At 68.0% G+C, this 22,715-nt stretch carries 19 protein-coding genes; 12 read left to right on the top strand and 7 right to left on the bottom strand.

The window, feature by feature from the left end:
* The first annotated feature begins 29 nt into the window (after nucleotides 1–29).
* Entirely contained in the window at nucleotides 30–1,157 is a 1,128-nt protein-coding gene (locus KIT53_RS07295) for a sterol desaturase family protein (RefSeq protein WP_297749867.1), read from the top strand.
* 6 nt (nucleotides 1,158–1,163) lie between these two features.
* Here KIT53_RS07295 and KIT53_RS07290 read toward each other — a convergent pair whose 3' ends face one another.
* Entirely contained in the window at nucleotides 1,164–2,516 is a 1,353-nt protein-coding gene (locus KIT53_RS07290) for an MATE family efflux transporter (protein ID WP_297749863.1), read from the bottom strand.
* 117 nt (nucleotides 2,517–2,633) lie between these two features.
* Here KIT53_RS07290 and KIT53_RS07285 point away from each other — a divergent pair, with 117 nt between their 5' ends.
* The 3 genes from KIT53_RS07285 (at nucleotide 2,634) to KIT53_RS07275 (ending at nucleotide 4,816) form a co-directional block, all read left to right on the top strand.
* Nucleotides 2,634–3,845: an NAD(P)/FAD-dependent oxidoreductase gene (locus tag KIT53_RS07285; protein WP_297749860.1), complete on the top strand. Its 1,212-nt coding sequence runs from the start codon at nucleotides 2,634–2,636 to the stop codon at nucleotides 3,843–3,845.
* 164 nt (nucleotides 3,846–4,009) lie between these two features.
* Entirely contained in the window at nucleotides 4,010–4,222 is a 213-nt protein-coding gene (gene rpsU, locus KIT53_RS07280) for a 30S ribosomal protein S21 (protein WP_056273869.1), read from the top strand.
* A gap of 147 nt (nucleotides 4,223–4,369) precedes the next feature.
* The gene (locus tag KIT53_RS07275; RefSeq protein WP_297749857.1) at nucleotides 4,370–4,816 is read left to right on the top strand and encodes a GatB/YqeY domain-containing protein; all 447 of its coding nucleotides are present in this window, start codon (nucleotides 4,370–4,372) and stop codon (nucleotides 4,814–4,816) included.
* Between the two features lie 25 nt (nucleotides 4,817–4,841).
* Here the strand turns inward: KIT53_RS07275 and KIT53_RS07270 are convergent, their stop codons facing one another.
* Together KIT53_RS07270 and pmbA are read right to left on the bottom strand one after the other, a co-directional pair.
* The gene (locus KIT53_RS07270) at nucleotides 4,842–5,732 is read right to left on the bottom strand and encodes a DMT family transporter (protein WP_297749854.1); all 891 of its coding nucleotides are present in this window, start codon (nucleotides 5,730–5,732) and stop codon (nucleotides 4,842–4,844) included.
* A gap of 158 nt (nucleotides 5,733–5,890) precedes the next feature.
* Complete coding sequence (gene pmbA, locus KIT53_RS07265; RefSeq protein ID WP_297749851.1) at nucleotides 5,891–7,315, bottom strand: metalloprotease PmbA; 1,425 nt, start codon at nucleotides 7,313–7,315, stop codon at nucleotides 5,891–5,893.
* Nucleotides 7,316–7,385: 70 nt separating this feature from the next.
* On the opposite strand from pmbA, the gene yjgA reads away from it, so the two are divergent.
* From yjgA to KIT53_RS07250, 3 genes are read left to right on the top strand one after another with little or no spacing between them, the layout of a single operon-like run.
* Nucleotides 7,386–8,057, top strand: a complete 672-nt coding sequence (gene yjgA / locus KIT53_RS07260) for a ribosome biogenesis factor YjgA (protein WP_297749848.1) — start codon at nucleotides 7,386–7,388, stop codon at nucleotides 8,055–8,057.
* Complete coding sequence (gene mog / locus KIT53_RS07255) at nucleotides 8,054–8,665, top strand: molybdopterin adenylyltransferase (protein WP_297749844.1); 612 nt, start codon at nucleotides 8,054–8,056, stop codon at nucleotides 8,663–8,665. The genes yjgA and mog overlap by 4 nt, the downstream gene beginning before the upstream one ends.
* 15 nt (nucleotides 8,666–8,680) lie before the next feature.
* Nucleotides 8,681–9,157: a peptidylprolyl isomerase gene (locus KIT53_RS07250; RefSeq protein ID WP_297749841.1), complete on the top strand. Its 477-nt coding sequence runs from the start codon at nucleotides 8,681–8,683 to the stop codon at nucleotides 9,155–9,157.
* A gap of 223 nt (nucleotides 9,158–9,380) precedes the next feature.
* On the opposite strand, the gene cysE is transcribed toward KIT53_RS07250, so the two are convergent.
* Together cysE and KIT53_RS07240 are read right to left on the bottom strand one after the other, a co-directional pair.
* Nucleotides 9,381–10,151 (bottom strand): serine O-acetyltransferase, encoded by a 771-nt coding sequence (gene cysE, locus KIT53_RS07245; protein ID WP_297749838.1) that lies wholly within the window; start codon nucleotides 10,149–10,151, stop codon nucleotides 9,381–9,383.
* Nucleotides 10,152–10,161: 10 nt separating this feature from the next.
* Nucleotides 10,162–10,902 carry an RNA methyltransferase gene (locus tag KIT53_RS07240; protein WP_297749835.1) on the bottom strand — a complete coding sequence of 247 codons (741 nt, stop codon included), beginning with the start codon at nucleotides 10,900–10,902 and terminating at the stop codon, nucleotides 10,162–10,164.
* 119 nt (nucleotides 10,903–11,021) lie between these two features.
* On the opposite strand from KIT53_RS07240, the gene KIT53_RS07235 reads away from it, so the two are divergent.
* Nucleotides 11,022–11,924 carry an inositol monophosphatase family protein gene (locus KIT53_RS07235; protein WP_297749832.1) on the top strand — a complete coding sequence of 301 codons (903 nt, stop codon included), beginning with the start codon at nucleotides 11,022–11,024 and terminating at the stop codon, nucleotides 11,922–11,924.
* Here KIT53_RS07235 and KIT53_RS07230 read toward each other — a convergent pair.
* Nucleotides 11,915–15,208 carry a PAS domain-containing protein gene (locus KIT53_RS07230; RefSeq protein ID WP_297749829.1) on the bottom strand — a complete coding sequence of 1,098 codons (3,294 nt, stop codon included), beginning with the start codon at nucleotides 15,206–15,208 and terminating at the stop codon, nucleotides 11,915–11,917. The genes KIT53_RS07235 and KIT53_RS07230 overlap by 10 nt on opposite strands.
* A 108-nt stretch (nucleotides 15,209–15,316) precedes the next feature.
* Nucleotides 15,317–16,192 (bottom strand): EamA family transporter, encoded by an 876-nt coding sequence (locus KIT53_RS07225; protein WP_297749826.1) that lies wholly within the window; start codon nucleotides 16,190–16,192, stop codon nucleotides 15,317–15,319.
* 136 nt (nucleotides 16,193–16,328) lie between these two features.
* Here KIT53_RS07225 and mutS point away from each other — a divergent pair, with 136 nt between their 5' ends.
* The 4 genes from mutS (at nucleotide 16,329) to KIT53_RS07205 (ending at nucleotide 22,698) form a co-directional block, all read left to right on the top strand.
* The gene (gene mutS, locus KIT53_RS07220; protein ID WP_297749823.1) at nucleotides 16,329–18,962 is read left to right on the top strand and encodes a DNA mismatch repair protein MutS; all 2,634 of its coding nucleotides are present in this window, start codon (nucleotides 16,329–16,331) and stop codon (nucleotides 18,960–18,962) included.
* Nucleotides 18,959–19,786, top strand: coding sequence for a proteasome-type protease (locus tag KIT53_RS07215; protein ID WP_297749820.1), 828 nt, complete (start codon nucleotides 18,959–18,961; stop codon nucleotides 19,784–19,786). The genes mutS and KIT53_RS07215 overlap by 4 nt, the downstream gene beginning before the upstream one ends.
* An 82-nt stretch (nucleotides 19,787–19,868) precedes the next feature.
* Nucleotides 19,869–20,729 carry an alpha/beta hydrolase gene (locus KIT53_RS07210; protein ID WP_297749817.1) on the top strand — a complete coding sequence of 287 codons (861 nt, stop codon included), beginning with the start codon at nucleotides 19,869–19,871 and terminating at the stop codon, nucleotides 20,727–20,729.
* A 58-nt stretch (nucleotides 20,730–20,787) separates the two neighbouring features.
* Complete coding sequence (locus KIT53_RS07205) at nucleotides 20,788–22,698, top strand: PAS domain S-box protein (protein ID WP_297749814.1); 1,911 nt, start codon at nucleotides 20,788–20,790, stop codon at nucleotides 22,696–22,698.
* Nucleotides 22,699–22,715: the final 17 nt, after the last annotated feature.

The raw sequence follows: 22,715 nt of genomic DNA, 5'->3' as shown, positions 1-22,715 counted from the left end.
GCCCTTCGGCGCGTGGGAGGAGCAGACACATGCTCAAGCAACTGCGTGCATTCATCGGCAGCGACGGCGCCCTGCGCCCCGGCAGGGGCCTGGTTTCCGGCGTCATCGCCTTCACACTGGCCATCCTGTGCTTCCTGGGCGTGATGGCCTTTCACTTCCCCGAGTACCTGACCACGCCCGAACTGCGCCGCCAGTACGACGTGGCGCTGATGCGCCAGATCCTGTTCGGTGCCCTGGTGGTGGCCGGCGCGCTCAGCCTGGTCAACGTGCTGTTCAACCGCGCGCGCTGGCTCTCGGCAGCCGCCTTCGCCGTGGTCACGCTCAGCACGCTGCTGGGCGGCCACAAGGTGGAGGTGGACCCGAACTTCCCCGACGGCACGCCCTACATCGGCCTGGACTGGTTCATCCTGGACCTGCTGGGCTCCGCGCTGATCTTCATCTTCATTGAAAAACTGTTCGCGCTGCGCAAGGACCAGCCCATCTTCCGGCCGGAATGGCAGACCGAACTGAACCACTTCATCGTCAACCACATGGTCATCGGCTTCATGCTGCTGGCCACCAACCTGCTGGTGCACAACATCTTCGGCTGGGTGCCGACCGAAGGGGTGCGCGGCTGGATCGCGCAACTGCCGTTCTGGGCCGCGCTGCCGCTCATCATCCTGGTGGCCGACCTCATGCAGTACTGGACCCACCGCGCCTACCACGAGGTGCCGCTGCTCTGGCGCCTGCACGCGGTGCACCACAGCACCGAGCACATGGACTGGATGGCCGGCTCGCGCCAGCACATCCTGGAGACGCTGATCACCCGCACACTGGTGCTCGGCCCCATCTTCCTGCTGGGCTTTTCCAAGGAAGTGATCGATGCCTACATCATCGTTGTCGGCTTCCAGGCGGTGTTCAACCACGCCAACGTCAGCGTGCGCCTGGGCCCACTGCGCTACCTGATCGTCACGCCCAACTTCCACCACTGGCACCACAGCCAAGACCAGGAAGCCCTGGACAAGAACTACGCGGCGCACTACGCCTTCCTGGACCACCTGTTCGGCACCGCCGTCAACAGCCCCCGGGTCTGGCCCGAGCGCTACGGCGTGCTCGGCGGCTACGTGCCCAAGGGCTTTCTCCGGCAACTGGCCTTTCCCTTCACCTGGAAAGGCTGAGCGGGTTCAAACCAGCTTCGCGATCGGCCGGCGCCGCCAGATGCGGTGGTAGTAGCCGGCCTGGAGCAGCAGGGCGCAGGCGTAGGTCAGTGGGTAGGCCAGCCAGACAAAGGGCAGTCCGAACGCCCCTCCCAGCAGCCGGCCCAACGGGTACAGCAGCAGCGCCAGACAGCCCAGCGAAATAGCGGTGGGCACACGCACCGTGCCTGCCGCGCGCATGACACCACTGAATACGCTTGCCAGGCCGAAGAGGATGGAACCCCAGACGCTCAGGCGCAGGACCTGCGCGGCCAGGTCGATGACGGCAGCGTCTTTCACGAAGAGCGACACCACGAAAGGTGCCAGCAGGGCCACGAGCAGTGCCAGGCTGCCCGTCAGTGCCAGGTTCATCAGCAGCCCCACGCGGGCCACGCGCCCCACGTCTTCCCGCCGTCCCGCGCCGATGGCCTGCGCCGCGAACACGGAGGCCGCGATGGCGATGGACATGGCGGGAAACAGCACGTAGGCAATGACCTGGTTCACCGCGCCCCAGGCGGCGGTGGCGTGCACCCCGTGGCGATTCACCAGCGACAGCAAGGCCATGTCCGCCAGAGAGCCGGTGACGAAGAACAGGCCGGTCGGGATGCCCAGGCGGACCACATTGCGCAGCACCGGCGCATGCGGCCGCAGGTGGGCCCTGAGAAGGTGCAGGGCCAGCCCGTGCCCACTGCGCCGCAGATGCCAGGTCAGCCAGGCCAGGGCCAACAGAGTGGCCGCCAGCTGGGCCCAGGCCGCGCTGGACACACCCAGCTTGGGCAAGCCCAGCCATCCCCGTATCAGCGCGGGCGTCAGGGCCGCCGACACCAGGCAGGACACCACCAGCATGCGCAGGGGCGTCACCGTGTCGCCCATGCCACGCAGCACTGCAGCCGCCAGCATGCTGGTAAAGAAGATGGGGAGTCCCGCCATCAGGACGCTCGCGTAGCGCACCGCGTCGCCCTCGATCTCGGCTGGCGTGCCCAGCCAGCGCACCAGCCACGCCGCCGTCACCCCACCGATGGCGGCCACGGCGATGCCCAGCAGCAGGCCACCCCAGATCACCGCACCCGCCACCTGCCTGGCCTTGTCCAGGTCCCCCGCGCCACGCGCCTGGCCCACCAGGATCGAGGCCCCCGTGCCCAGGCCGATGACGAAAGCAAGCAGGAACATGTGGACGGGGAAGAAACTCACCGCCGCGGCCATGGCCCGCGCACCCAGCATCTGCCCGAGGTAGACGTTGTTCAAGGTGCCGCCCAGGGCCTGCAGGACATTGCTCAGGATCAGAGGCCCCAGAAACCACAGAAAGCGCATCGGCAGGGGGCGATCGGCGGGTGTCGTCACGGAGAGTCCCATGGTCCTCGAAGCGGCCGGCAAAAGTGAGCCGCTCCACTGGGATTGCATTCTGCGGCATGCCTGCCGGCGCTTCCCGCCTGCAGGACCGCGCATACACTGCGCGCCATGCATGAATTCGATGCCGTGGTGATCGGCGCCGGCGCTGCCGGACTTTTCTGTGCCGGCATCGCCGGCCAGCGCGGGCTGCGCGTGCTGGTGCTGGACCACAGCGAGAAGGTGGCGGAGAAGGTCCGCATTTCCGGCGGCGGGCGCGCCAATTTCACCAACCGCGACCTGGACGCCCAGTCACCGCACAAGCACTTCCTGAGCGCCAACCCGCACTTCTGCCGTTCCGCGCTCTCGCGCTACACACCGGCCGATTTCATCGCCCTGGTGCAGCGGCACGGCATCGCCTTCCATGAAAAACACAAGGGCCAGCTCTTCTGCGACCGCTCGGCCGAAGACCTGATCCAGATGCTGCTGCGCGAGTGCGAAGCCGGCGGCGTGCAGCGCTGGCAGCCCTGCGGGGTGCAGGCCGTGCGCCAGGGCGGCGACGGTGCCTACGAGGTGGACACCCACCAGGGCACGGTACGCGGCCGCGCACTGGTGGTGGCCACCGGCGGCCTTTCCATTCCCAAGATAGGCGCGAGCGACTTCGGCTACCGCATCGCCACCCAATTCGGCTTGCGCCTGGTGGAGACGCGTCCCGGCCTGGTGCCCCTGACTTTCGACGGCGAAGGCTGGGCACCGTATGCCGGGCTGGCAGGGCTCGCACTGCCCGTGCACATCGAGACCGGAGACAAGAAAACCCGCATGGGTTTCCTCGAAGACCTGCTGTTCACCCACCGGGGCCTCTCGGGGCCTGCGGTGCTGCAGATATCGAGCTACTGGCGCGACCACGCACCGATCCGGCTGAACCTGGCGCCCGACATCCGGCTGCCCGAGGCCCTGTCGCAGGCCAAGGCCCGCTCGCGCAAGCTGCTGGTCAACGAACTCGCCCACCTGGTGCCCGGCCGGCTGGCCGAAGCCTGGGTGCAACAGGACAGCGACTGGCAGCGCCCCGTGGCCGAGGTGGCGGACAAGGCGCTGGCGCGGCTGGCCGAGCGGCTTTCACGCTGGGAGCTCACGCCCACCGGCACCGAGGGCTACCGCAAGGCCGAGGTGACGCTGGGCGGGGTGGACACGCGCGACCTGTCGTCCCAGACCCTGGAGTCCCGGCAGCCCGGGCTGTACTTCATCGGCGAGGTGGTGGACGTCACCGGCTGGCTGGGCGGCTACAACTTCCAGTGGGCCTGGTCCAGCGCACACGCCTGCGCACAGGCCCTGCCCACGCCCTGAAGGCCCCTGGCTTGCCTGACCCCGCGAAGTGGCTATAATTGCGGGCTTTGCTGGCATATCCCGTCGGCCAATACTAGTTAATGACGGGACACTTTGCAGCGACGTCGCCCGGGCCCGATCTTCCCGTTCGACCTCTCTCTGCGCAATCTGGATACCTATCGCCAATGACGACCATCCGTGTGAAAGACAACGAGCCCTTCGACGTGGCTCTGCGCCGCTTCAAGCGCACCATCGAAAAGCTCGGCCTGCTGACCGACCTGCGCGCCCGCGAGTTCTACGAAAAGCCCACCGCCGAGCGCAAGCGCAAGAAGGCCGCTGCCGTGAAGCGCCACTACAAGCGCGTGCGTTCGATGCAACTGCCCAAAAAGCTGTACTGATCGCATCGAGAGCCGCCGGCCACGCCGGTTGCGCCCGAAAGCCCGCTGGAGGACGCTCAGGCGGGCTTTTTTCATGGCCCCCTGCCCCGCCACCCCCCGTTTGACGGTCTCCCTCCCTCCTTTTCCCCCTTGCATTCCGGAGCCCCCATGAGCCTCAAAGACCAGATCACCGAAGACATGAAAGCCGCCATGCGTGCCAAGGACAGCGAACGCCTGGGCACCATCCGCCTGCTCACCGCGGCCATGAAGCAGAAGGAAGTGGACGAGCGCGTGGAGCTGGACGACGCCATGGTGGTGGCCATCGTGGACAAGCTGGTGAAGCAGCGCAAGGACAGCATTGAGGCCTTCACCAAAGCCAGCCGCCAGGACCTGGTGGACAAGGAAACCGCGGAAATGGCCGTCTTGCAGACCTACCTGCCAGCGCGCCTGTCGGCCGATGAGATCGCCGCCGAAGTCCGCGCCATCGTTGCCGAACTCGGCGCCAAAGGCCCTGGGGACATGGGAAAGGTCATGGGTGCCGTGAAGAGCCGGCTGGCCGGCAAGGCCGACATGGGCCAGGTCTCGGCCGCCGTGAAGGCCGCTCTCGCGGGCTGACGCCCGGCCTCGGCGGGGCGCCCCGCTACCGCAGCAGGATGAACGCGGTGCCGGTCACCGCCAGCGCGGCCCCGAGCCAGGCCCCTGCCGCCGGCCGGCGGCGGTAGACCAGCCAGAGCACCGGCAGGATAAGGATGGGCGTCACCGAGGACAGCACCGCGACCAGGCCGGCCTGACCGTGTTTCATGGCCTGGAGGATCAGCGTCATGCCCAGCGCCATGGCCACCGCCGCACTGCCGAAGATGAGCCCGGCATCGCGCAGGCGCATCGGCGCCAGCGGCCGCGCCCCTCTCCAGCCCGTGGACAGCAGCAGGCCGTGTGCCAGCAGGGCCATGCTCATGCGCAGGGCCGAGCCCGCCACCGCATCGATGCCAGAGGCCATGAGCGGCTTGAGCATCAGCGTGGCGACCGACTGGCACAGCGCCGCCAGAAGCCCCAGCGCCACGCCCACCGCGAGACGGCCACGGGTCTGCTCCCAACCGTGCTGTTCGTCGCCCCTGCGGCCCCAGACGATGGCCAGCATCACGCCCGCGACCAGCAGGCCGCTGCCCACCAGCGCCCAGCCCCAGAGACGCTCGCCCAGGAAAAACCAGGCGAACACCGCGGAGAACAGCGCATGGGTGGCGAACAACACACCTGAGCGCCGGGGCCCCAGGCGGTTCATGCAGGCAAACAGCGCGGTATCCCCAATGAAGATGCCTATCACGCCCGAGAGCGCGAGCAGGCCAAAGGCCGAAGCGTCCAGGCTGCGCCAACCGCCGCTGGCCAGCGCGATCCCCCAGAGGATGAGACTGGCGAACAGCATGCGCCAGCGGCTGAAGGCAATGGCCCCCAGGCGTTGCGAAGCCGGCGCCGAAAACAGCGCCGCCACCGCCCAGCAGGCCGCAGCAAGCAAGGCCAGCGCTTCAGGCCGCATGCCCCGCTCCTGGCCAGCCACACAGCACAAGCGCCACCACCCTCGGGAGGCAGCGACACAGCGTGAGGGCCACCGACCCCGCCGCCGAGCCGCCCCAAGGCGGGGTCAGCCCCCTTGGGGGGCAGCGACCCGCGTAGCGGCGGAGCGTGGGGGCCACATCAGCTACCAGCGACCTTCATGCGGTTGACCAGGATCGAACCCGTGGTCTTGGCGCCGTAGTTGTAGGCGTCGGCGCCCACCGCTTCGATGCCCTGGAACATGTCCTTGAGGTTGCCGGCGATGGTGATTTCGTGCACCGGGTAGGCGATCTCGCCGTTCTCCACCCAGTAACCCGAAGCACCGCGCGAGTAATCGCCCGTCACGTAGTTGACGCCCTGGCCCATGAGCTCGGTGACAAACAGACCGCGCCCGAGCTTGCGGAACATCTCGCGCAAATCGTCACCGGGCTGGGTCAGGCGGCTGGTCAATGTGAGGTTGTGCGAGCCGCCGGCATTACCGGTGGTGCGCATGCCCAGCTTGCGGGCGGAATAGGTCGAGAGGAAATAGCCTTGCACGCGCCCGGCGCTCACCACCTTGCGCCGGGCGGTGCGCACGCCTTCGTCGTCGAACGGCGAGCTGCCCTTGCCGTTGCGCACGTGCGGGTCTTCCAGGATGTCGATGTGGCGGGCCAGCACGCGCTTGCCCAGGCTGTCGGGCAGAAAGGTGGTGTTGCGGTAGAGCGCGCCACCGCTGGTGGCCTGCACGTAGCTGCCCAGCAGGCCGGCAGCCAGCGGCGACTCGAACAGCACCGGGCATTCGGTGGTGGCGATCTTGCGGCCGTTCAGGCGCGCCAGCGTGCGTTCGGCGGCGTAGCGGCCCACGGCCTCTGGCGAAGCCAGGTCCTGCGGCGCGCGGGTGGAGCTGTACCAGTAGTCGCGCTGCATGTTGGCGCCCTTGCCGGCGATGGGCGCCACGGACAGGCTGTGGCGCGAGCTGGCGTAGCCACCGCTGAAGATGCCAGGGCGACCACGCTCGCCGCCCCGCAGGTGGGCGGCAAAGAAATGCGACTGCTGCGCGGACACGCCCGCGCCTTCGCTGTTGCTGATGCGCCGGCTGGTGGCGAAGGCCGCAGCCTCGCAGGCCAGCGCGATGCGCGCGGCTTCCTCGGACGTGAGCGCCCAGGGATGGAACAGGTCCAGGTCGAGATGGTGGTCGGCCACGTCGGCCTCATCCGGCAACCCCGCCACCGGGTCTTCGGCGGTGAAGCGCGCAATGTCATAGGCCGCCTGCACCGTCTGGCGGATGGCGGATGGCGAGAAATCGGAGGTGGACGCATTGCCTCGCTGCTTGCCCAGGTAGACCGTGACGCCGAGCGACTTGTCGCGGTTGCGCTCCACATTCTCCAGTTCGCCCTTGCGCACCGACACGCTCAGGCCGGCGCCTTCGGACACCTCGGCGGCGGCGTCGGCGGCGCCAAGATGTTTCGCGTGCGAGAGCGCCAGATCGACCAGTTCCTCGAACTGGGCGCGGGCGTACTGGAATCCGGGGAGTGGCTGGCGGGCGTCATCGGTGGCCGCGGCACGGTTCTGGGGGGCTTGGTTCATGGCGGCAGCTATGATACTTGCCGCCCTCCCTGGCCGCCGTCGAGCGCGCCGATGCCCACACCGCCACCGCATGTCCCGCAAACCCACCAAAGGTTATTTCGTCCGCGGCCAATTCGTCGCCCATGGCAGCGAACTGGACCTGGAGCTCCGGCGCGAGCTCAAAGGCTCCGTGGACATGAGCAAGACCGACCTGAAGAAAGAAAGCGACCGCCTGCAGGCCCTGGGCGAGCAGTTGCTGACGCTGCGCGCCGACCTGATGAGCCGACTGGACCTGCCGGAGAAGCTGCAGGACGCGCTGGCCGAGGCGCGGCGCATCACCAACTTTGAGGGCCGGCGCCGGCAGATGCAGTTCATCGGCAAGCTCATGCGCGCACTCGATGCGGAAACGGTGAGCGCCGTGGAGACCGTGATAGAGGAACAGCACACGGGCTCCGCCCGCGAGACGCTGAGCCTGCACCAGGCCGAACAATGGCGCGACCGCCTGATCACCGAAGACGACGCGCTGACGCAATGGCTGCAGCTCGACGCCGATGCCGACGTGCAGCATCTGCGCGCACTGATCCGCCAGGCCCGCAAGGATGCCCAGGCCGCCCATCAGGCGCAAGCCCACGCGGGCGCGCCCCTTCGCCACGGCAAGGCCTACCGGGACATCTTCCAGATCGTCAAGGCGACGCTGGGGCGCGGCAGCGACAGCGATAGCGACGACACCGGGACCGGCGCCGACACGGAAGAACCCGCATGAGCACCGCCGACACCACCGCCACCCCGGATGCCGTGCGCATCGGCATCGTTTCCATCAGCGACCGCGCCAGCAGCGGTGTCTACGAGGACAAAGGTCTGCCGGCGCTGCAGGACTGGCTCTCACGCGCCCTGAAGAACCCGTTGCACTTCGAGCCACGCCTCATCCCCGATGAGGCCGAGCGCATCAGCGCGACCCTGATCGAACTGGCGGACACGGCCGGCTGCTCGCTGGTGCTCACCACCGGTGGCACCGGCCCGGCGCCGCGCGATGTGACGCCCGAGGCCACGCTGGCCGTGGCGCACAAGGAGATGCCCGGCTTTGGCGAACAGATGCGCCAGATCAGCCTGGCCTTCGTACCCACGGCCATTCTTTCGCGCCAGGTGGCGGTGGTACGCGGCCGTTGCCTGATCATCAACCTACCCGGCCAGCCCAAGGCCATTGCCGAGACGCTGGAAGGTCTCAAGGGACCCGACGGCGTGCAGAAAGTCCATGGCATCTTCGCCGCCGTGCCGTACTGCATCGACCTGATCGGCGGCCCCTACCTCGAAACGCACGACGGTGTCTGCCAGGCTTTCCGCCCCAAGTCCGCCGTGCGCCCCTCCCGCTGAACGAAAGACCGCTCCATGAAGATCACCAAGGACACCGTCGTCACCCTCACCTTCCGCGCCACCGACGCCAAGGGCAAGGTGCTGGAAGACGGCAAGACCCCACGCGCCTACCTGCACGGCGGGTATGGCAACACGCTGCCCGGCATCGAGATGGCCCTGGAAGGCCAGGAGCCCGGCTTCGAAACCACCATCACCCTGCAACCCTCGCTGGCGTTCGGCGAGCGCGACGAAAGCCTGGTGACCACCATCCCCAAGAAGGAATTCCCCCCCGGCGTGAAGGTGGGCGGACAGCTCGAAGGCAGCGACGACAAGGGACAGCGCCACCTCTTCACCGTCACCAAGATCAAGGGCGACACCGTCCACCTCGACGGCAACCACCCCCTGGCCGGCGAGGACCTCACCTTCGCCCTCAAGGTGGTCGATGTGAAAGCCGCCTCAGCCGAAGAGATCGCCCACGGCCACGCCCACGGCGCACACGGGCATCATCACTGATCCGTCCCCCCCCGCGCCGCGCCTGCGGCGCGTCACCCCCCCAGGGGGGCGATGCCTGTGGCCCGGCAAAGCCGGTTCCACGGCATCCCCGGATGAAAGACCCATCGCGCCGGAGAGGTGGCGCTTCCCAACCCAGGGCATCGCGGAACCGGCTTTGCCGGGCCGCAGATGCCGCCCCCCTGGGGGGGGTGACGCGCCGCAGGCGCGGCGCGGGGGGGAGAAATCACTTCCCCACGAGTTGGTTGAGCTTCTCGGCTTCGAAGCATTCCTTGCGCGCAGCGTCTTCGGGGACGCAGTCGCGTTCGCGGGTCTCGGCGAGTTTTTCGATCGCCTGCCACAACAGCGCGATCTGATGTTCCTGGCTGGCGGTGGTGTCGATCAGGCCGCGCATGGCCTGGGACAGCGGGTCGTCTTCCTGGGTGATGCCGTAGGCCTGGAACTTGGGCGCTGCCTCGGTCACGTCGGCGCTTTCCCCGGACTTGCTCGGGATGATGCGGGCGGGAATGCCCACCGCCGTGGCGCCTGCGGGCACCGGCTTGATGACCACGGCATTGCTGCCGATCTTGGCGCCATCGCCGACCACGAAGCCTCCCAGCACCTTGGCGCCCGCGCTGACGACGACGTTCTTGCCCAGCGTGGGATGCCGCTTGGTGCCCTTGTAGAGCGATGTTCCTCCCAGGGTCACGCCCTGGTAGATGGTGCAGCCATCGCCGATTTCGGCGGTCTCGCCCACCACGACGCCCATGGCGTGATCGAAGAACACGCGTTCACCCAGCTTGGCGCCAGGGTGGATCTCGATGCCGGTGAACCACCGGGAGATGTGCGAGATGAAGCGCCCTGCCCATTTCAGGCCGTGGTTCCAGCACCAGTGCGCGGGCCGATGCAACCAGACGGCGTGCAGCCCGGGGTAGCAGGTGACGACTTCCCAGGTGCTGCGCGCGGCGGGGTCGCGCTCAAGGATGCACTGGATGTCGGAGCGGATACGGTCGAACATGGGCCGCAGTCTAGCCTTTGGCGCGCGCGGCGGTTTGCAGCATGGCCTTGGCGACACCTCGGAGAATGTGGATTTCTTCCTCGCTGGGTGCGGCGCGGTTGAACATCTGCTGCAGCCGGGGCATGAGTTTCTTGGGTGCCTGGGGATCGAGGAAATCCACGGCCACCAGGGCCCGCTCCAGGTGCTCGAGCATGCCGGACACGGCTCGCGCGTCGGCGGGAATGTGAACGGGCGCTGCCGCCACCGGCGCGCCGAATCCCCCCAGCGCCTGGCGCCATTCGTAGGCGATGAGTTGCACGGCGGCCGCCAGGTTGAGAGAGCCGAAGCCCGGCGCGGTCGGGATGCTCAGCGCCACATGGCAGCGGTAGACGTCTTCGTTGCGCATGCCGAAGCGCTCGCTGCCGAACAGAAAAGCCACGCCGGTGGGGAGATCGGCCTGCGGGGCGAACAGCCCCTGGAAATGCTCACGCGGCGCCCGGGTCGGCGGACCGAAGTCGCGCGGCGTCATGGCCGTGGCGCACAAGTGGCTGATGCCCTCCAGAGCCTCGTCCAGGGTATCGACGATGCGCGCCCTGGCCAGCACGTCGTTGGCGCCACTGGCGCGCTGGATGGTTTCCTCGCGGCGCAGCACATTCGCCCAGCGCGGCTGCACCAGCACCAGGTCGTCAAACCCCATGACCTTCATGGCGCGTGCGGCCCCACCGACATTGCCGGCGTGGCTGGTCTGGATGAGGACAAATCGGGTGCGCATGAAGGGCCGGGCCGGCAAAGGTAAAATCCCGCCTATTGTCGCCGCTCGCATCGCCAGCACGCGCACGCCCCGCTCATCCCCTGCCGCGCCCTCTTCCAGGGCACCGAGGAACACAATTCATGTCGTCCACACTCCACCCCATGCTCAACGTGGCCATCAAGGCCGCCCGTACCGCCGGCAACCTGATCAACCGCGCGGCGCTGGATGTGGAGGCGGTCCGCGTCTCGGTCAAGCAGACCAACGACTTCGTGACCGAGGTCGACCAGGCCGCCGAAGCGGCCATCATCGAGACCCTGCTCACCGCCTACCCCGACCACGCCATCTGGGCCGAGGAGTCGGGCCGCCGCCCTGGCAAGCACGGCGGCGCGGACCATGTCTGGATCATCGATCCGCTGGACGGCACCACCAATTTCATCCACGGCTTTCCGGTCTACTGCGTGAGCATCGCGCTCATGGTGGGCAACCGGCTGGAACAGGCCGTGATCTACGACCCCACCCGCAACGACCTTTTCTGCGCCACGCGGGGGCGCGGCGCTTTTCTCAATGACCGGCGCATCCGCGTGGCCAAGCGCACCGTGCTGCGCGACTGCCTGCTCTCCACCGGTTTTCCGTTCCGCCCAGGCGACTCGTTTCAGACCTACCTGCAGATGTTCGGCGACGTGATGCCGCGCGTGGCGGGCGTGCGCCGCCCCGGCTCGGCCGCGCTGGATCTGGCCTACGTGGCCGCGGGCTTCACGGACGGCTTCTTCGAAATGGGCCTCTCCCCCTGGGATGTGGCCGCCGGGGCATTGCTGGTCACCGAGGCCGGCGGCCTCATCGGCAACTTCACGGGCGAGTCGGATTTCCTGGAGCAGAAGGAATGCCTGGCCGCCAACCCCAAGATCTACGGGCAGTTGGTGGGGCTGACCGGCAAGTACAGCAAGTTCGCCAGCGCGGGCGACAAGGCCGCGGTGCGCCAGGCGCGCCGCAAGCCGGCACCAGAGGCGGAGCCCGGCGACGACGCCGATGAGGGTCAGGCCTGAGGCAGCTGGAAGTAGAACGCCGCGCCCGCACCTGGCGCTGACTCGGCCCACACGCGGCCGCCATGGCGCTCGATGATGCGCGCCACGATGGCCAGCCCCACGCCCATGCCCGGCACGTTCGAGCCGGGGTGCAAACGCTGAAAAAGCCCGAACAGCTTGGCGGCGTGGGCCATGTCGAAACCCATGCCGTTGTCGCGCACGTAGTAGGCGCGGCGCGCCTGCTCGAAGCCCACCAGCACCTCGGGCTCGGCCTGGTGGCGCGAGTACTTGAGGGCGTTGTCCATCAGGTTGGAGAACACCTGGCGCAACAGCGTGGCGTCGCCCAGCGCATGGGGCAGGCGCGCCACGCCAATGCGGGCATGCTCCATCTGCGGCGCTACCGTCTCGGCCACCGAGTGGGCCAGCTCGTGCATGTCCACCGGGACCGGGGCCAGATCCACCCGCACCACGCGCAGCACCTCCAGCATGTCGGTGAGCATCTGGCCCATGTGGCGCGATGAGCGCACGATGCGCTCGAACATGTCCCGCCCCACGGGGCTGAGGCGATCGGCCTCTTCCTCCAGCACGATGGCGGCGAAGCCATTGACCGAGCGCAGAGGGGCGCGCAGGTCGTGCGCGATCGAATAGGAAATAGCCTCCATGTCGCGCATGGAGCGTTCGAGCTCGGCGGTGCGTGCACTCACCCGCTGCTCCAGGCTGGCATTGAGCGCGCGCACCTGTTCCTGCGCCGCCACGCGCTCGCTGATGTCCATGTGCGTACCGGACATGAAGAGCGCGCGGTCCTGGTCGTCGCGCTGGTGCACGCGTCCGCGGGTGTTGATCCACACCCAGTGGCCGTCCTTGTGCCGCATGCGGATGTCGCATTCGTAGTACGGCGCACGCCCTTCCAGATGGTCGTCGCGGATCTTGTCGGCGCGCCGCAAGTCCTCGGGGTGAACCAAGGCCTCCCAGGTCTCGTACCGGATCGGCTGCAGTTCGCCCAGCGTGTAGCCCAGCATGCTGGCCCAGCGTTCGTTGACGGTCAGCGTGTGCGACTCCAGGTTGGTCTCCCAGATGCCCGGCCGGGTGGCTTCGAGCACCCAGGCCAGGCGCTGGCGCTGCTCGCGCAATGCCTCTTGCGCTTCGATGTAGGACGTGACATCGGTGAAGGTGCGCACCAGGCCACCATCGGGCAAGCGCCGGGACCGCACGTCCAGCGTGCGGCCGTCGCGCGTCCTGCGCCAGTAGCTGGGAGGGGTTGCCGTGTCCCCGTCCTGGCTGATGTAGTCCCGCGCATCGGGCTCCACCAACCCCAGGTCTTCGCCGAAATCGCCGCGCTCACGCTGGAACCTCACGATTTCCGCGTTGGTCGGCTGGCCACGCAGCACCGCCTCAGGCAGGTCCAGCAGCTCCAGCACGCGCTGGTTGTAGATCTGGATGCGGCCCTGCGCATCGATCTTGGTCAAACCCTGGCTGATGCTGTCGAGCGTGGCTTGCAGCAGCGCGCTCTTCTCGGCAAGGAGCTGGCTGGTGACTTCCAGGTCATGGCGGGTGCGGCGGCGCTCCGCATGGCCGCGCCACGCCAGAACCAGTTGCCGCACGGCGCCCAGCAGGGGCTGAAGAAACTCCACGTCTTCGCCGCCGTAGCCGCCAGGCTGGTTGGCCAGGCCCACCATGGCCACCAGCCGCCCCCCCACCGCGAGCGGCACACCCAGGAAGGCCGACAGCGCCGGGTGTCCCTCGGGCATCCCGCCCGAACGCAGGTCAGCGGCCGGGTCGTTGGCGATCACTGGCTCGCCGGTCCGCAGGGCATGCCCGAAAAGGGTATCCAGGTTGCGGAACGCCATGCCCTCGCTGGACTGGGCCTCGTACATCTGCCGCGATGCGGCGTCCCAGGCGATGTTGGTGATGGCGTGGGTGCGCAGGTAAGGCTGCTCGCGCTCGTCGTACAGCACCTCGCCGACGAAGCCGTAGGTGCTGCCGGTCACGCTCAAGAACGCGGCCAGCAGTCCTTCAAAGGCGCGGCGCTTGTCGTCGGCTTCGATGTAGACCGCCTGCGCCAGGCGCACAGCCTCCAGCATGCGGTGCTGGCGTTCCAGCTTCTGCGCTGCCAGGCGGCTCTGTGTCACCTCGGTGGTGAAGCCATGCCAGATGACCGTGCCGTCCGGCTCGCACTGAGGAACCGCCTCCACGCTGTACCAGTGGATGCCGCCGCGCGGCAGGCAAACGCGGTAGGTCTGGCGCCACGAAGTGAGGTGCCGGGCCGATACCGCCAGCGACTGGATCACCGCCGACCGGTCCTCCGGGTGCACGCGGTCGAACAGGATGCGCGCATCGCGCTGCAAGTCCTGCGGCTCGACCTCCAGCATCTCGCGCGCCGCGTCGTTGACGTAGGAAATCACGCTGCGCCCGTCGGGCAGCAGGCGGGCCTGGTACATCATGCCGGGCACGCGCGCGGTGATGTTCTGCAGCAGCTTGAGCTGCTCGGCCAGGCGTGCCTGCGCCTCGACTTCACCCGTGATGTCCTGCACCACGCCGAAATCGGTCTGCGGCTGCCCGGCCACCGTGGTCTGGCTGATGCGCGTGCGAAACCAGCGCTGCTGGCCATCGGGACGCTGCCAGCGGAACCTCACCTCACGGCCATCGAGCGCGGCGCGTGCGGCCAGCCAGGCCGGCCGATCATCGGGATGGATGCCGCCACGCCCCTCGCTGCGGCCGATGCGCTCCTGCGGTTGCAGCCCGGCGATCTCGTACAGGCCCAGCGACCAGGCCACCTCGTCTTCGTTCTCGACGTTGGTCCAGTGCCCCACCTGGGCCAGCTTCTCGATGGCCGCGTGCAAGGCCACCTGCTGCTGCAGCTCCGCATTGGCCGAGCGCAGCGCGTTCACGGCCTCGAACTCGCGCGTGGCCTCGGTCAGGTAGACCAGCATCAGCGGCTCCGGCCCTGCATCCAGCACACGGGTGTGCAGGCGCACCCGGTGGGCCACGCCATCACGCAGGCACAGGTACTGCAGGTCGTCGCCGGCCCCGTTTTCCAGGCGGGCCAGGAAACGCTTGCGTTCATCGTGGTCCTTCCAGTGGCCGAGTTCGACCGTGGTCCGGCCCAAGGCCGCCTCGCGGCCCAGCCCTGTCAGCGCCAGCCAGGCGTCGTTGACGGCCAGCAGCATGCCGTCGCTCACGCGCGAAATGCTGGCCGCCAAGGGCGACGCCATGAAGAACATCTCGAACGGCAGGCCTGTCGTCGCGTCGAAGGCGGGCGGACGGCCCGGGTCGGGGGCGGAGGAATGGGAAGTGGCGGCGGCCATGCGTGCGGTGGTTGGGGGCCCGGGAAGAACACCGGATCACGCACAAATTGTGCCGGATGATCGGCACCCCACCTGTCTCCGGCGCCCGGCGGCAAACGGATGCGGCGGTCAGCCCAGGCGCAGCGCCATCACGCCAGCGACGACGACCCCGGTGCCGATGGCCCTTTGCAGGCCGAACTTCTCTTTCAGCAGCACCGTGCCCAATATGGCGGCAAACAGCACCGAGGTCTCGCGCAGGGCCGCCACGCTGGCCACCGGCGCGCGGGTCATGGCCCACAGCGCAATGGCATACGAACCCAGGGAGGCTGCGCCGCCCAGCAGCGCCCAAGGCCAGCGGCCGCGCGCATAGGCCATCGCCTGCACCCGGCCGGCCGGCCCGCGCTGCCACCACAGGAGCGCAGGGTAGGCCAGGCTGTTGGCGACGAACAGCGCCAGCACATAGCGCAAGGCGTGGCCTCCGGCGCTGGCCTCGGTACGCACTCCCAGGCCGTCAACCACGGTATAGGCCGCGATGATGACGGCATTGGCGACCGCATACAGCAAGGCCTTGCGGTGGTGCAGCGCCTCCCCGGGCCGGGCCAGCCCGACCAGGGCAACGCCACAGGTGATGCCAACCACGCCGATCCAGGCCATCGCGCTGGGCGACTCACCGATCAGGCTGCCGCTGCCCAGGGCCACCAGCAGCGGCGCGAGGCCGCGCATGATGGGATACGTCAGGCCCAGTTCGCCATGCTGGTAGGCGCCCACCAGCGCGATGTAGTAGCCCACATGGATGAGTGCCGAGGCGGCGATGAAGGGCAGGCTGGCCGCACCGGGCAGGCCCACCACCGCGAGCAGCGGCAAGGCCACCACGGCGCCCAGCAAGTGCAGCAGCGCGGTGTCCAGAGCCTTGTCGCCACCGCTCTTGATGAGCGCGTTCCAGCCCGCGTGCATCAGGGCACCGGCCAGCACGGCGGCCACGACGGGCCAGGTCAGCGACATCATCGGGAGAGGTCAGGGCGTCAAGGGGAAAGAGGCCTATTGTGTGGCACGTCGGCCTGGCCAGCCGGCAGCCATCCCATAAGATGTCGGGCTGCGCTGGCGCCCCCCGCCCGCCGCCGCCTCCGCGAACGCCGCCCCGATGAGCCCACACGCCTCCGAACTCTCCAAGCACACGCCGATGATGCAGCAGTACCTCAGCCTCAAGGCAGGGTACCCGGACACGCTGCTGTTCTACCGCATGGGCGATTTCTACGAGCTGTTCTATGCCGATGCGGAAAAGGCCGCGCGGCTGCTGGACATCACACTCACGCAGCGCGGCCAGTCGGCGGGCGTGCCGGTGGTCATGGCCGGCGTGCCTTTCCACTCGGTCGATACCTACCTTGCCCGGCTGATCAAGCTGGGCGAATCGGTGGCGATCTGCGAGCAGGTCGGCGATGTGTCGACCGCCAAGGGACCGGTCGAACGCAAGGTGGTGCGTGTGGTCACGCCCGGTACCCTGACCGACAGCGAACTCCTCTCCGACAAGGCCGAGGCGCTGCTGATGGCGGTGCACCCTGGCGCGCGCACCGGCTGTGGCCTGGCCTGGATGTCGGTCACGCAGGGCATCGTGTTCCTGGCCCAGTGCGCCAGCGACGAACTCGGCGACTGGGTGGCGCGCGTGGCACCGGGCGAACTGCTCTACAGCGCCGACGCCACCCCCGCATTCGAAAAAAGCGTGCTGTCGCTGTCCGGCCAGAGCGGTGCGCAAGGCAACCGGCTGGTCGCCGTGGTGCGCCCGGCGTGGGCTTTCGACGCCGGGCTGGGCCAGCGCAAGCTGCTGGAGCAGCTGGAGGCCGCGAGCCTGGCCGCCTGGGACGCCCAGGACCTGCCCGACGCGCACGCTGCCGCCGCCGCGCTGCTGCAGTACGCCGAGCACACCCAGGGCCGGGCGCTCACCCATGTGCGCAGCCTGCAGGTGGCGCGCAGCGACGAGCGCATCGACCTGCCGGCCAACACGCGCCGCAACCTGGAGCTCACCCAGACCCTGCGTGGCGAACCCAGCCCCACGCTGTTCTCGCTGCTGGACACCTGCTGCACCGGCATGGGCAGCCGCATGCTGCGCCACTGGCTGCTCGAACCCCGGCGAGATCGCAGCGAAGCACGCGCACGGCTCGCCGCCATCGCCAGCTTGCGCGGCGGACTGTGGCAGACCCTGCGGCAGTCGCTCAAGGGCGCCAGCGACGTGGAGCGCATCACCGCCCGCACGGCGCTGCGCCAGGTCAAGCCGCGCGAACTGGTGGGCCTGGGTCAGACGCTGGAACGCGCCCGCCACCTGGCGCGCCAGTTGGGTCCGCAGGATGCCGGCGGCCTGTTGCAGGACATCGCTGGCCGGTTGACGCCACCGGACGGCTGCGCCGAGCTGCTGCGAGCGGCGCTGCTGCCCGAGCCCGCCGCCCTGGTGCGCGACGGTGGTGTGATCGCCGATGGCTTCGATGCCGAACTCGATGAACTGCGCGGCATCCAGAACAATTGCGATGGTTTCCTGGTGGACCTGGAGCAGCGCGAGCGCGCGCGCACCGGCATTGCCAATCTGCGCGTGCAGTTCAACAAGGTGCACGGCTTCTACATCGAGGTCACGCAAGGCCAGGCCGCCAAGGTGCCCGACGACTACCGCCGCCGCCAGACGCTGAAGAATGCGGAGCGTTTCATCACCCCCGAACTCAAGGCGTTCGAGGACAAGGCCCTGTCCGCGCAGGACCGCGCCCTGGCGCGCGAAAAATGGCTCTACGACCAGTTGCTGGACCAGTTGCAGGACCAGGTGCCCGCGCTGACCAGGCTGGCCCGAGCGATGGCGGCGCTGGACGCGCTCTGCGCCCTGACCGAGCGCGCGCTCACCCTGAACTGGTGCGAGCCTCAGTTCGTGCCCGAGCCGTGCATCGACATACGCGGCGGACGCCACCCGGTGGTGGAGGCTCGCCTGAATGAAACCAGCGGCGGCAGCTTCATCGCCAACGACACCGTGCTGGGTCCCAGGCAGCGCATGCAGGTGATCACCGGCCCCAACATGGGCGGCAAGAGCACCTACATGCGGCAGGTCGCGGTCATCGTGCTGCTGGCCAGCATGGGCAGTTGCGTGCCCGCGCGCAGTTGCCGCCTGGGGCCGATCGATGCGATCCACACCCGCATTGGCGCGGCCGACGATCTGGCCAACGCGCAGTCCACCTTCATGGTGGAGATGACGGAGGCCGCGCAGATCCTGCACGCGGCCACCCCCGAGAGCCTGGTGCTCATGGACGAAATCGGCCGAGGCACCTCCACCTTCGACGGCCTGGCCCTGGCCGGCGGCATTGCCACCCACCTGCACGACAAATCACGCGCTTTCACGCTGTTCGCCACGCACTACTTCGAACTCACCGAATTCCCCGCCGGCCACCACGCAGCGGTGAACGTGCACGTGAGCGCCACGGAGGCCGGCGGCAAGTCCGGGGGCATCGTGTTCCTGCACCAGATCGAACCGGGACCGGCCAGCCGCAGCTATGGCATCCAGGTTGCACGGCTGGCCGGCGTGCCCGGCGGCGTGGTGCAGCATGCGCGCCACGCGCTGGCGGCCCTCGAAGCGCAAAGCGAGGAAAGCCGCAGCCAGGTCGACCTGTTCGCGCCACCGCCTGCCACACTGGAACCTGAAGTACATCCGCTGGAGACGGCGCTGGCCGCGATAGACCCCGACACCCTGAGTCCACGCGAAGCGCTGGAACAGCTCTACACCCTCAAGAAACTCGCCACTTCATCATGACTTACTGCGTCGCCGTCAAACTCAACGCGGGCATGGTCTTCCTTTCGGACTCGCGCACCAACGCGGGCCTGGACCAGATCAGCACCTTCCGCAAGATGATCGTCTATGAAAAACCGGGCGATCGCTTCATGTGCCTGCTCTCGGCGGGCAACCTGAGCATCTCGCAATCGGTGCGCGAAATTCTGCAGATCGAACAGATAGAGGATGCCGATGGCGGCGAGCCCATCACCATCTGGAATGCCAAAAGCATGTTCGATGCCGCACGCGTGCTGGGCTCGGCGGTGCGGCACGTGTACGAACGCGACGGCGAGGCCTTGCAGCGCGCCGGCGTGGAGTTCAACGTCTCCATGATCTTCGGCGGCCAGGTCCACGGCGAGGGCATGCGCCTGTTCCAGGTCTATTCGGCGGGCAACTTCATCGAAGCCACGTCCGAAACCCCTTTCTTCCAGATCGGCGAATCCAAGTACGGCAAACCTGTGCTGGACCGCGTCATCACGCCCGAGACGCCGCTGGACGAAGCCGCCAAGTGTGTGCTGGTCTCCATGGACTCCACGCTCAAATCCAACCTCTCCGTGGGCCTGCCGCTGGATCTGGCGGTGTACGAAGTGAACCGCCTGCAGTCGGACAAGATCACCTGCATCGACGACAACAACCCCTATTTCCGCATGGTGCACAACACCTGGGGACAGAAGCTGCGCGAGGTGTTTGACAGCATCGAGCACCCGACCTGGGACGGTGCGCACACCGAGGTGCCTCTGCTGTGCAGCGGCCCACGCAGCAAGCCCCTCAAGAAGATCACCAACCCGAAAGAAAAACTCATCTGAGGTTCGGCGTTGAGCGTTCGGCGTTGAGTGAAGCGGAGTCCCCGCCCAACGCCCAACGCCCAACGCTCAACGCTCAACACCCATGTCCCTCATCATCTTCTCGCACGCCAACAGCTTTCCGGCCAGCACCTACGCGGTGCTGTTCAAGTCGCTGCGCGGGCGCGGCCATGCGGTGCGTGCGGTGGATCGCTTCGGCCATGATCCGCGCTACCCCGTCACCAGCAACTGGCCACATCTGGTCCAACAACTGGCCGACTTCGCGGCTCCGGAGATTCAGCGCCATGGGCGCGGTGCCTGGCTGGTCGGGCATTCGCTGGGCGGCTTCCTCAGCCTCATGTGCGCGGCGCGCCATCCCCGGCTCGGCGGCCATGCCGTGCGCGGCGTGGTGCTGATCGACTCCCCCGTGCTGGGAGGCTGGCGCGCTCGCACGCTGGAGCTCATCAAGCGCACACAGCTCGTGGGCTCGGTCTCGCCCGGCAAGATCAGCCGGCGGCGCCGGCACCAATGGCCCGACACCGAGGCGGTGCGCGCGCACTTTGCCTCCAAGAAGGCCTTCGCGGCCTGGGACCCGCAGGTGCTGCACGACTATGTGGAACACGGCACGCTGGCGCACATCGATGCACAGGGCCGGCCTCAGCGCGTGCTCGCCTTCGAGCGGGATGTCGAGACGGCCATCTACAACACCTTGCCCCACAACCTGGACCGCCTGTTGCGCCGCCATCCGCTGCAGTGCCCCGTAGGCTTCATCGGCGGCACCCGCTCGCTGGAGATGAAACAGGTGGGCATGGGCATGACGCACAGGCTCGTGGGTCGACAGCACCCAGAGCGCCTCGTCATGGTGGAGGGGAGCCACCTCTTTCCGATGGAAAGGCCGCAAGAAACCGCCACCGCCATCGACACCCTGCTCCAGAAGCTCGCACGATCCCGAGGCGATCCGGTATAACGCGGTCAGCGTCCAGCCACCGCCCACCCCAGCCGCACCACCCCCTCTCTTCCCGCCGATGACCACCACCACGCCACAGGGGACGTCCCGGACCCAGCGGCTCTGGCAGAAACTGGCAGAGTGGGACCCCGAGCGGCAAAACCAGTGGAAACGTTATGCGTTGGCCCTGGCGGTCACGCTGCTGGCGGCGTGGCTGCGCACCGTGCTGGCGCCCGCGGAAGCGGGTGGGCGGTTCATTTCGCTTTCGCTGGCCGCGGCCATCGCCGCGCTCTACGGCGGTTTTCGCGCCGGCATGTTCAGCACCCTGGTGGGCATGGTGCTGGTCAACTTCCTCATGGTGCGGCCGTACTTCAGCTTTTCCTTCGAGGACCCGACGGACGCCTTCTGGCTCAACCTCTGGCACCTGGTCACGCAGTTCGTGGTGGTGGGCTCGATCTCTTTCATGCAGAGACAGAACCGCGCCCTGCGCGAGACCTCGGCGCTGCTCAAGGAAAGCCACCGCAAGCTTTCCGACACCTTCGAACAAGGCGCCACCGGCATGGCGCACAGCCACATCGACGGCCGCTGGATACGGTTCAACCAGACCTACTGCGACATCGTGGGCTACACCAAGGAGGAGATGGCGCGCCTGCATTTCCGCGACTTCACCCACCCGCAGGATCTGGCGCTGGACATGCACCAGCTCCAGCGCACGCTCGATGGCGAAATCACGCACTACAGCTTCGAGAAACGCTACATCCACAAGCAAGGCCACACGATCTGGGTGAACCTGACCCTCTCCCTGGTGCGCACCGAGTCCGGCGAGCCGGACTACCTGATCGCGGTGGTGCAGGACATCACGGCGCGCAAGATGACGGAAGAGGCGCTGCGCACCAACGAACAGCTGCTGCGCCAGGCCCACCGCATGGCCGGCCTGTCGAGCTGGCAGGCCGACGTCGCAACGCGCCGCTTCACCACGCTGGCCGGCTCGCACGAGATGCTGAACCTGCCCAACGCCGAGTTCAGCGACGAGGAACTGCTGGCGATGACACACCCCGACGACCGCGCCATGGTCATGCAGCGCTGGGCACAGGCGGTCAAGGGAGAACGCAAGTACGACATCATCTACCGGCTGCTGTTTGGCGGCGAGGAGCGCTGGTTCTGGGTGCAGGCCGAGTTCGAGCGCAATGCCAAGGGGCGCGCGGTGCGTGCGCTGGGCGTGACGCAGGACGTGACCCACCGCAAACGCCATGAGATGGAGATCCAGCGGCTCAATGCCACGCTGGAGCAGCGCATAGGCCAGCGCACGCAAGCCCTGGCCGACGCCTACGAAGAGCTGGAGAGCTACTCCTATGCGGTGGCGCACGACCTGCGATCGCCGCTGCGCATCATCAACGGCTTCGCCCAGGCGCTGCGCGAAGACAACCCGGCCATGGACACACAGAGCCAGTCCCACCTGGACCGCATCATGGGTGCGAGCAAGAAGATGGGCGAACTGATCGACGGGCTGCTCTCGCTTTCGCAGTTCGCGCGCGGAGAACTGCGGCGCGAACCGCTGGACCTCAGCGCCATCGCCACCCGGCTGCTGGAAGAGTTCGCCGCCACCGAGCCGCAACGCCAGGTGCAATGGCAAGTGGAGCCTGGCCTGCTGGCGTCGGGCGACCCGCCGCTGGTGGAAGCGCTGTTGCAGAACCTGCTGCACAACGCCTGGAAGTACACCGCGCAGACACCGCAGGCCCTGGTGCGCGTTTACCGCGAACAGCGCGGAGCTTCCGGGTACTTCTGCGTCAGCGACAACGGCGCGGGTTTCGACATGGCGCGCGCGGCCAAACTGTTCCAGCCTTTCCAGCGCCTGCACATGCCGCACGAGTTCAGTGGGCTGGGCATCGGTCTGGCCACGGCCCGCCGCATCGTGCAGCGCCACGGAGGCGACATGCAGGCCGAAGCGGCGCCAGGCCAGGGCGCGACCTTCCGCTTCACGCTGGGCTGACACCCGCCACGAGGTGT

This window comes from Hydrogenophaga sp. (assembly GCF_026125785.1).
Lineage (GTDB): Bacteria > Pseudomonadota > Gammaproteobacteria > Burkholderiales > Burkholderiaceae_C > Hydrogenophaga.
This window is presented reverse-complemented; position numbering and strand designations above follow the sequence as displayed.

Bases quoted from the DNA above. Each gene is read 5' to 3' on its own strand.
- KIT53_RS07205 (WP_297749814.1), top strand. From the start codon at position 20,788: ATGACCACCACCACGCCACAGGGGACGTCCCGGACCCAGCGGCTCTGG.
- cysE (WP_297749838.1), bottom strand. From the start codon at position 10,151: ATGTTCGACCGTATCCGCTCCGACATCCAGTGCATCCTTGAGCGCGAC.
- KIT53_RS07285 (WP_297749860.1), top strand. From the start codon at position 2,634: ATGCATGAATTCGATGCCGTGGTGATCGGCGCCGGCGCTGCCGGACTT.
- pmbA (WP_297749851.1), bottom strand. From the start codon at position 7,315: ATGAACCAAGCCCCCCAGAACCGTGCCGCGGCCACCGATGACGCCCGC.
- KIT53_RS07240 (WP_297749835.1), bottom strand. From the start codon at position 10,902: ATGCGCACCCGATTTGTCCTCATCCAGACCAGCCACGCCGGCAATGTC.
- mog (WP_297749844.1), top strand. From the start codon at position 8,054: ATGAGCACCGCCGACACCACCGCCACCCCGGATGCCGTGCGCATCGGC.
- KIT53_RS07295 (WP_297749867.1), top strand. From the start codon at position 30: ATGCTCAAGCAACTGCGTGCATTCATCGGCAGCGACGGCGCCCTGCGC.
- rpsU (WP_056273869.1), top strand. From the start codon at position 4,010: ATGACGACCATCCGTGTGAAAGACAACGAGCCCTTCGACGTGGCTCTG.
- mutS (WP_297749823.1), top strand. From the start codon at position 16,329: ATGAGCCCACACGCCTCCGAACTCTCCAAGCACACGCCGATGATGCAG.
- KIT53_RS07210 (WP_297749817.1), top strand. From the start codon at position 19,869: ATGTCCCTCATCATCTTCTCGCACGCCAACAGCTTTCCGGCCAGCACC.
- KIT53_RS07215 (WP_297749820.1), top strand. From the start codon at position 18,959: ATGACTTACTGCGTCGCCGTCAAACTCAACGCGGGCATGGTCTTCCTT.
- KIT53_RS07270 (WP_297749854.1), bottom strand. From the start codon at position 5,732: ATGCGGCCTGAAGCGCTGGCCTTGCTTGCTGCGGCCTGCTGGGCGGTG.
- KIT53_RS07235 (WP_297749832.1), top strand. From the start codon at position 11,022: ATGTCGTCCACACTCCACCCCATGCTCAACGTGGCCATCAAGGCCGCC.
- yjgA (WP_297749848.1), top strand. From the start codon at position 7,386: ATGTCCCGCAAACCCACCAAAGGTTATTTCGTCCGCGGCCAATTCGTC.
- KIT53_RS07275 (WP_297749857.1), top strand. From the start codon at position 4,370: ATGAGCCTCAAAGACCAGATCACCGAAGACATGAAAGCCGCCATGCGT.
- KIT53_RS07225 (WP_297749826.1), bottom strand. From the start codon at position 16,192: ATGATGTCGCTGACCTGGCCCGTCGTGGCCGCCGTGCTGGCCGGTGCC.
- KIT53_RS07250 (WP_297749841.1), top strand. From the start codon at position 8,681: ATGAAGATCACCAAGGACACCGTCGTCACCCTCACCTTCCGCGCCACC.
- KIT53_RS07230 (WP_297749829.1), bottom strand. From the start codon at position 15,208: ATGGCCGCCGCCACTTCCCATTCCTCCGCCCCCGACCCGGGCCGTCCG.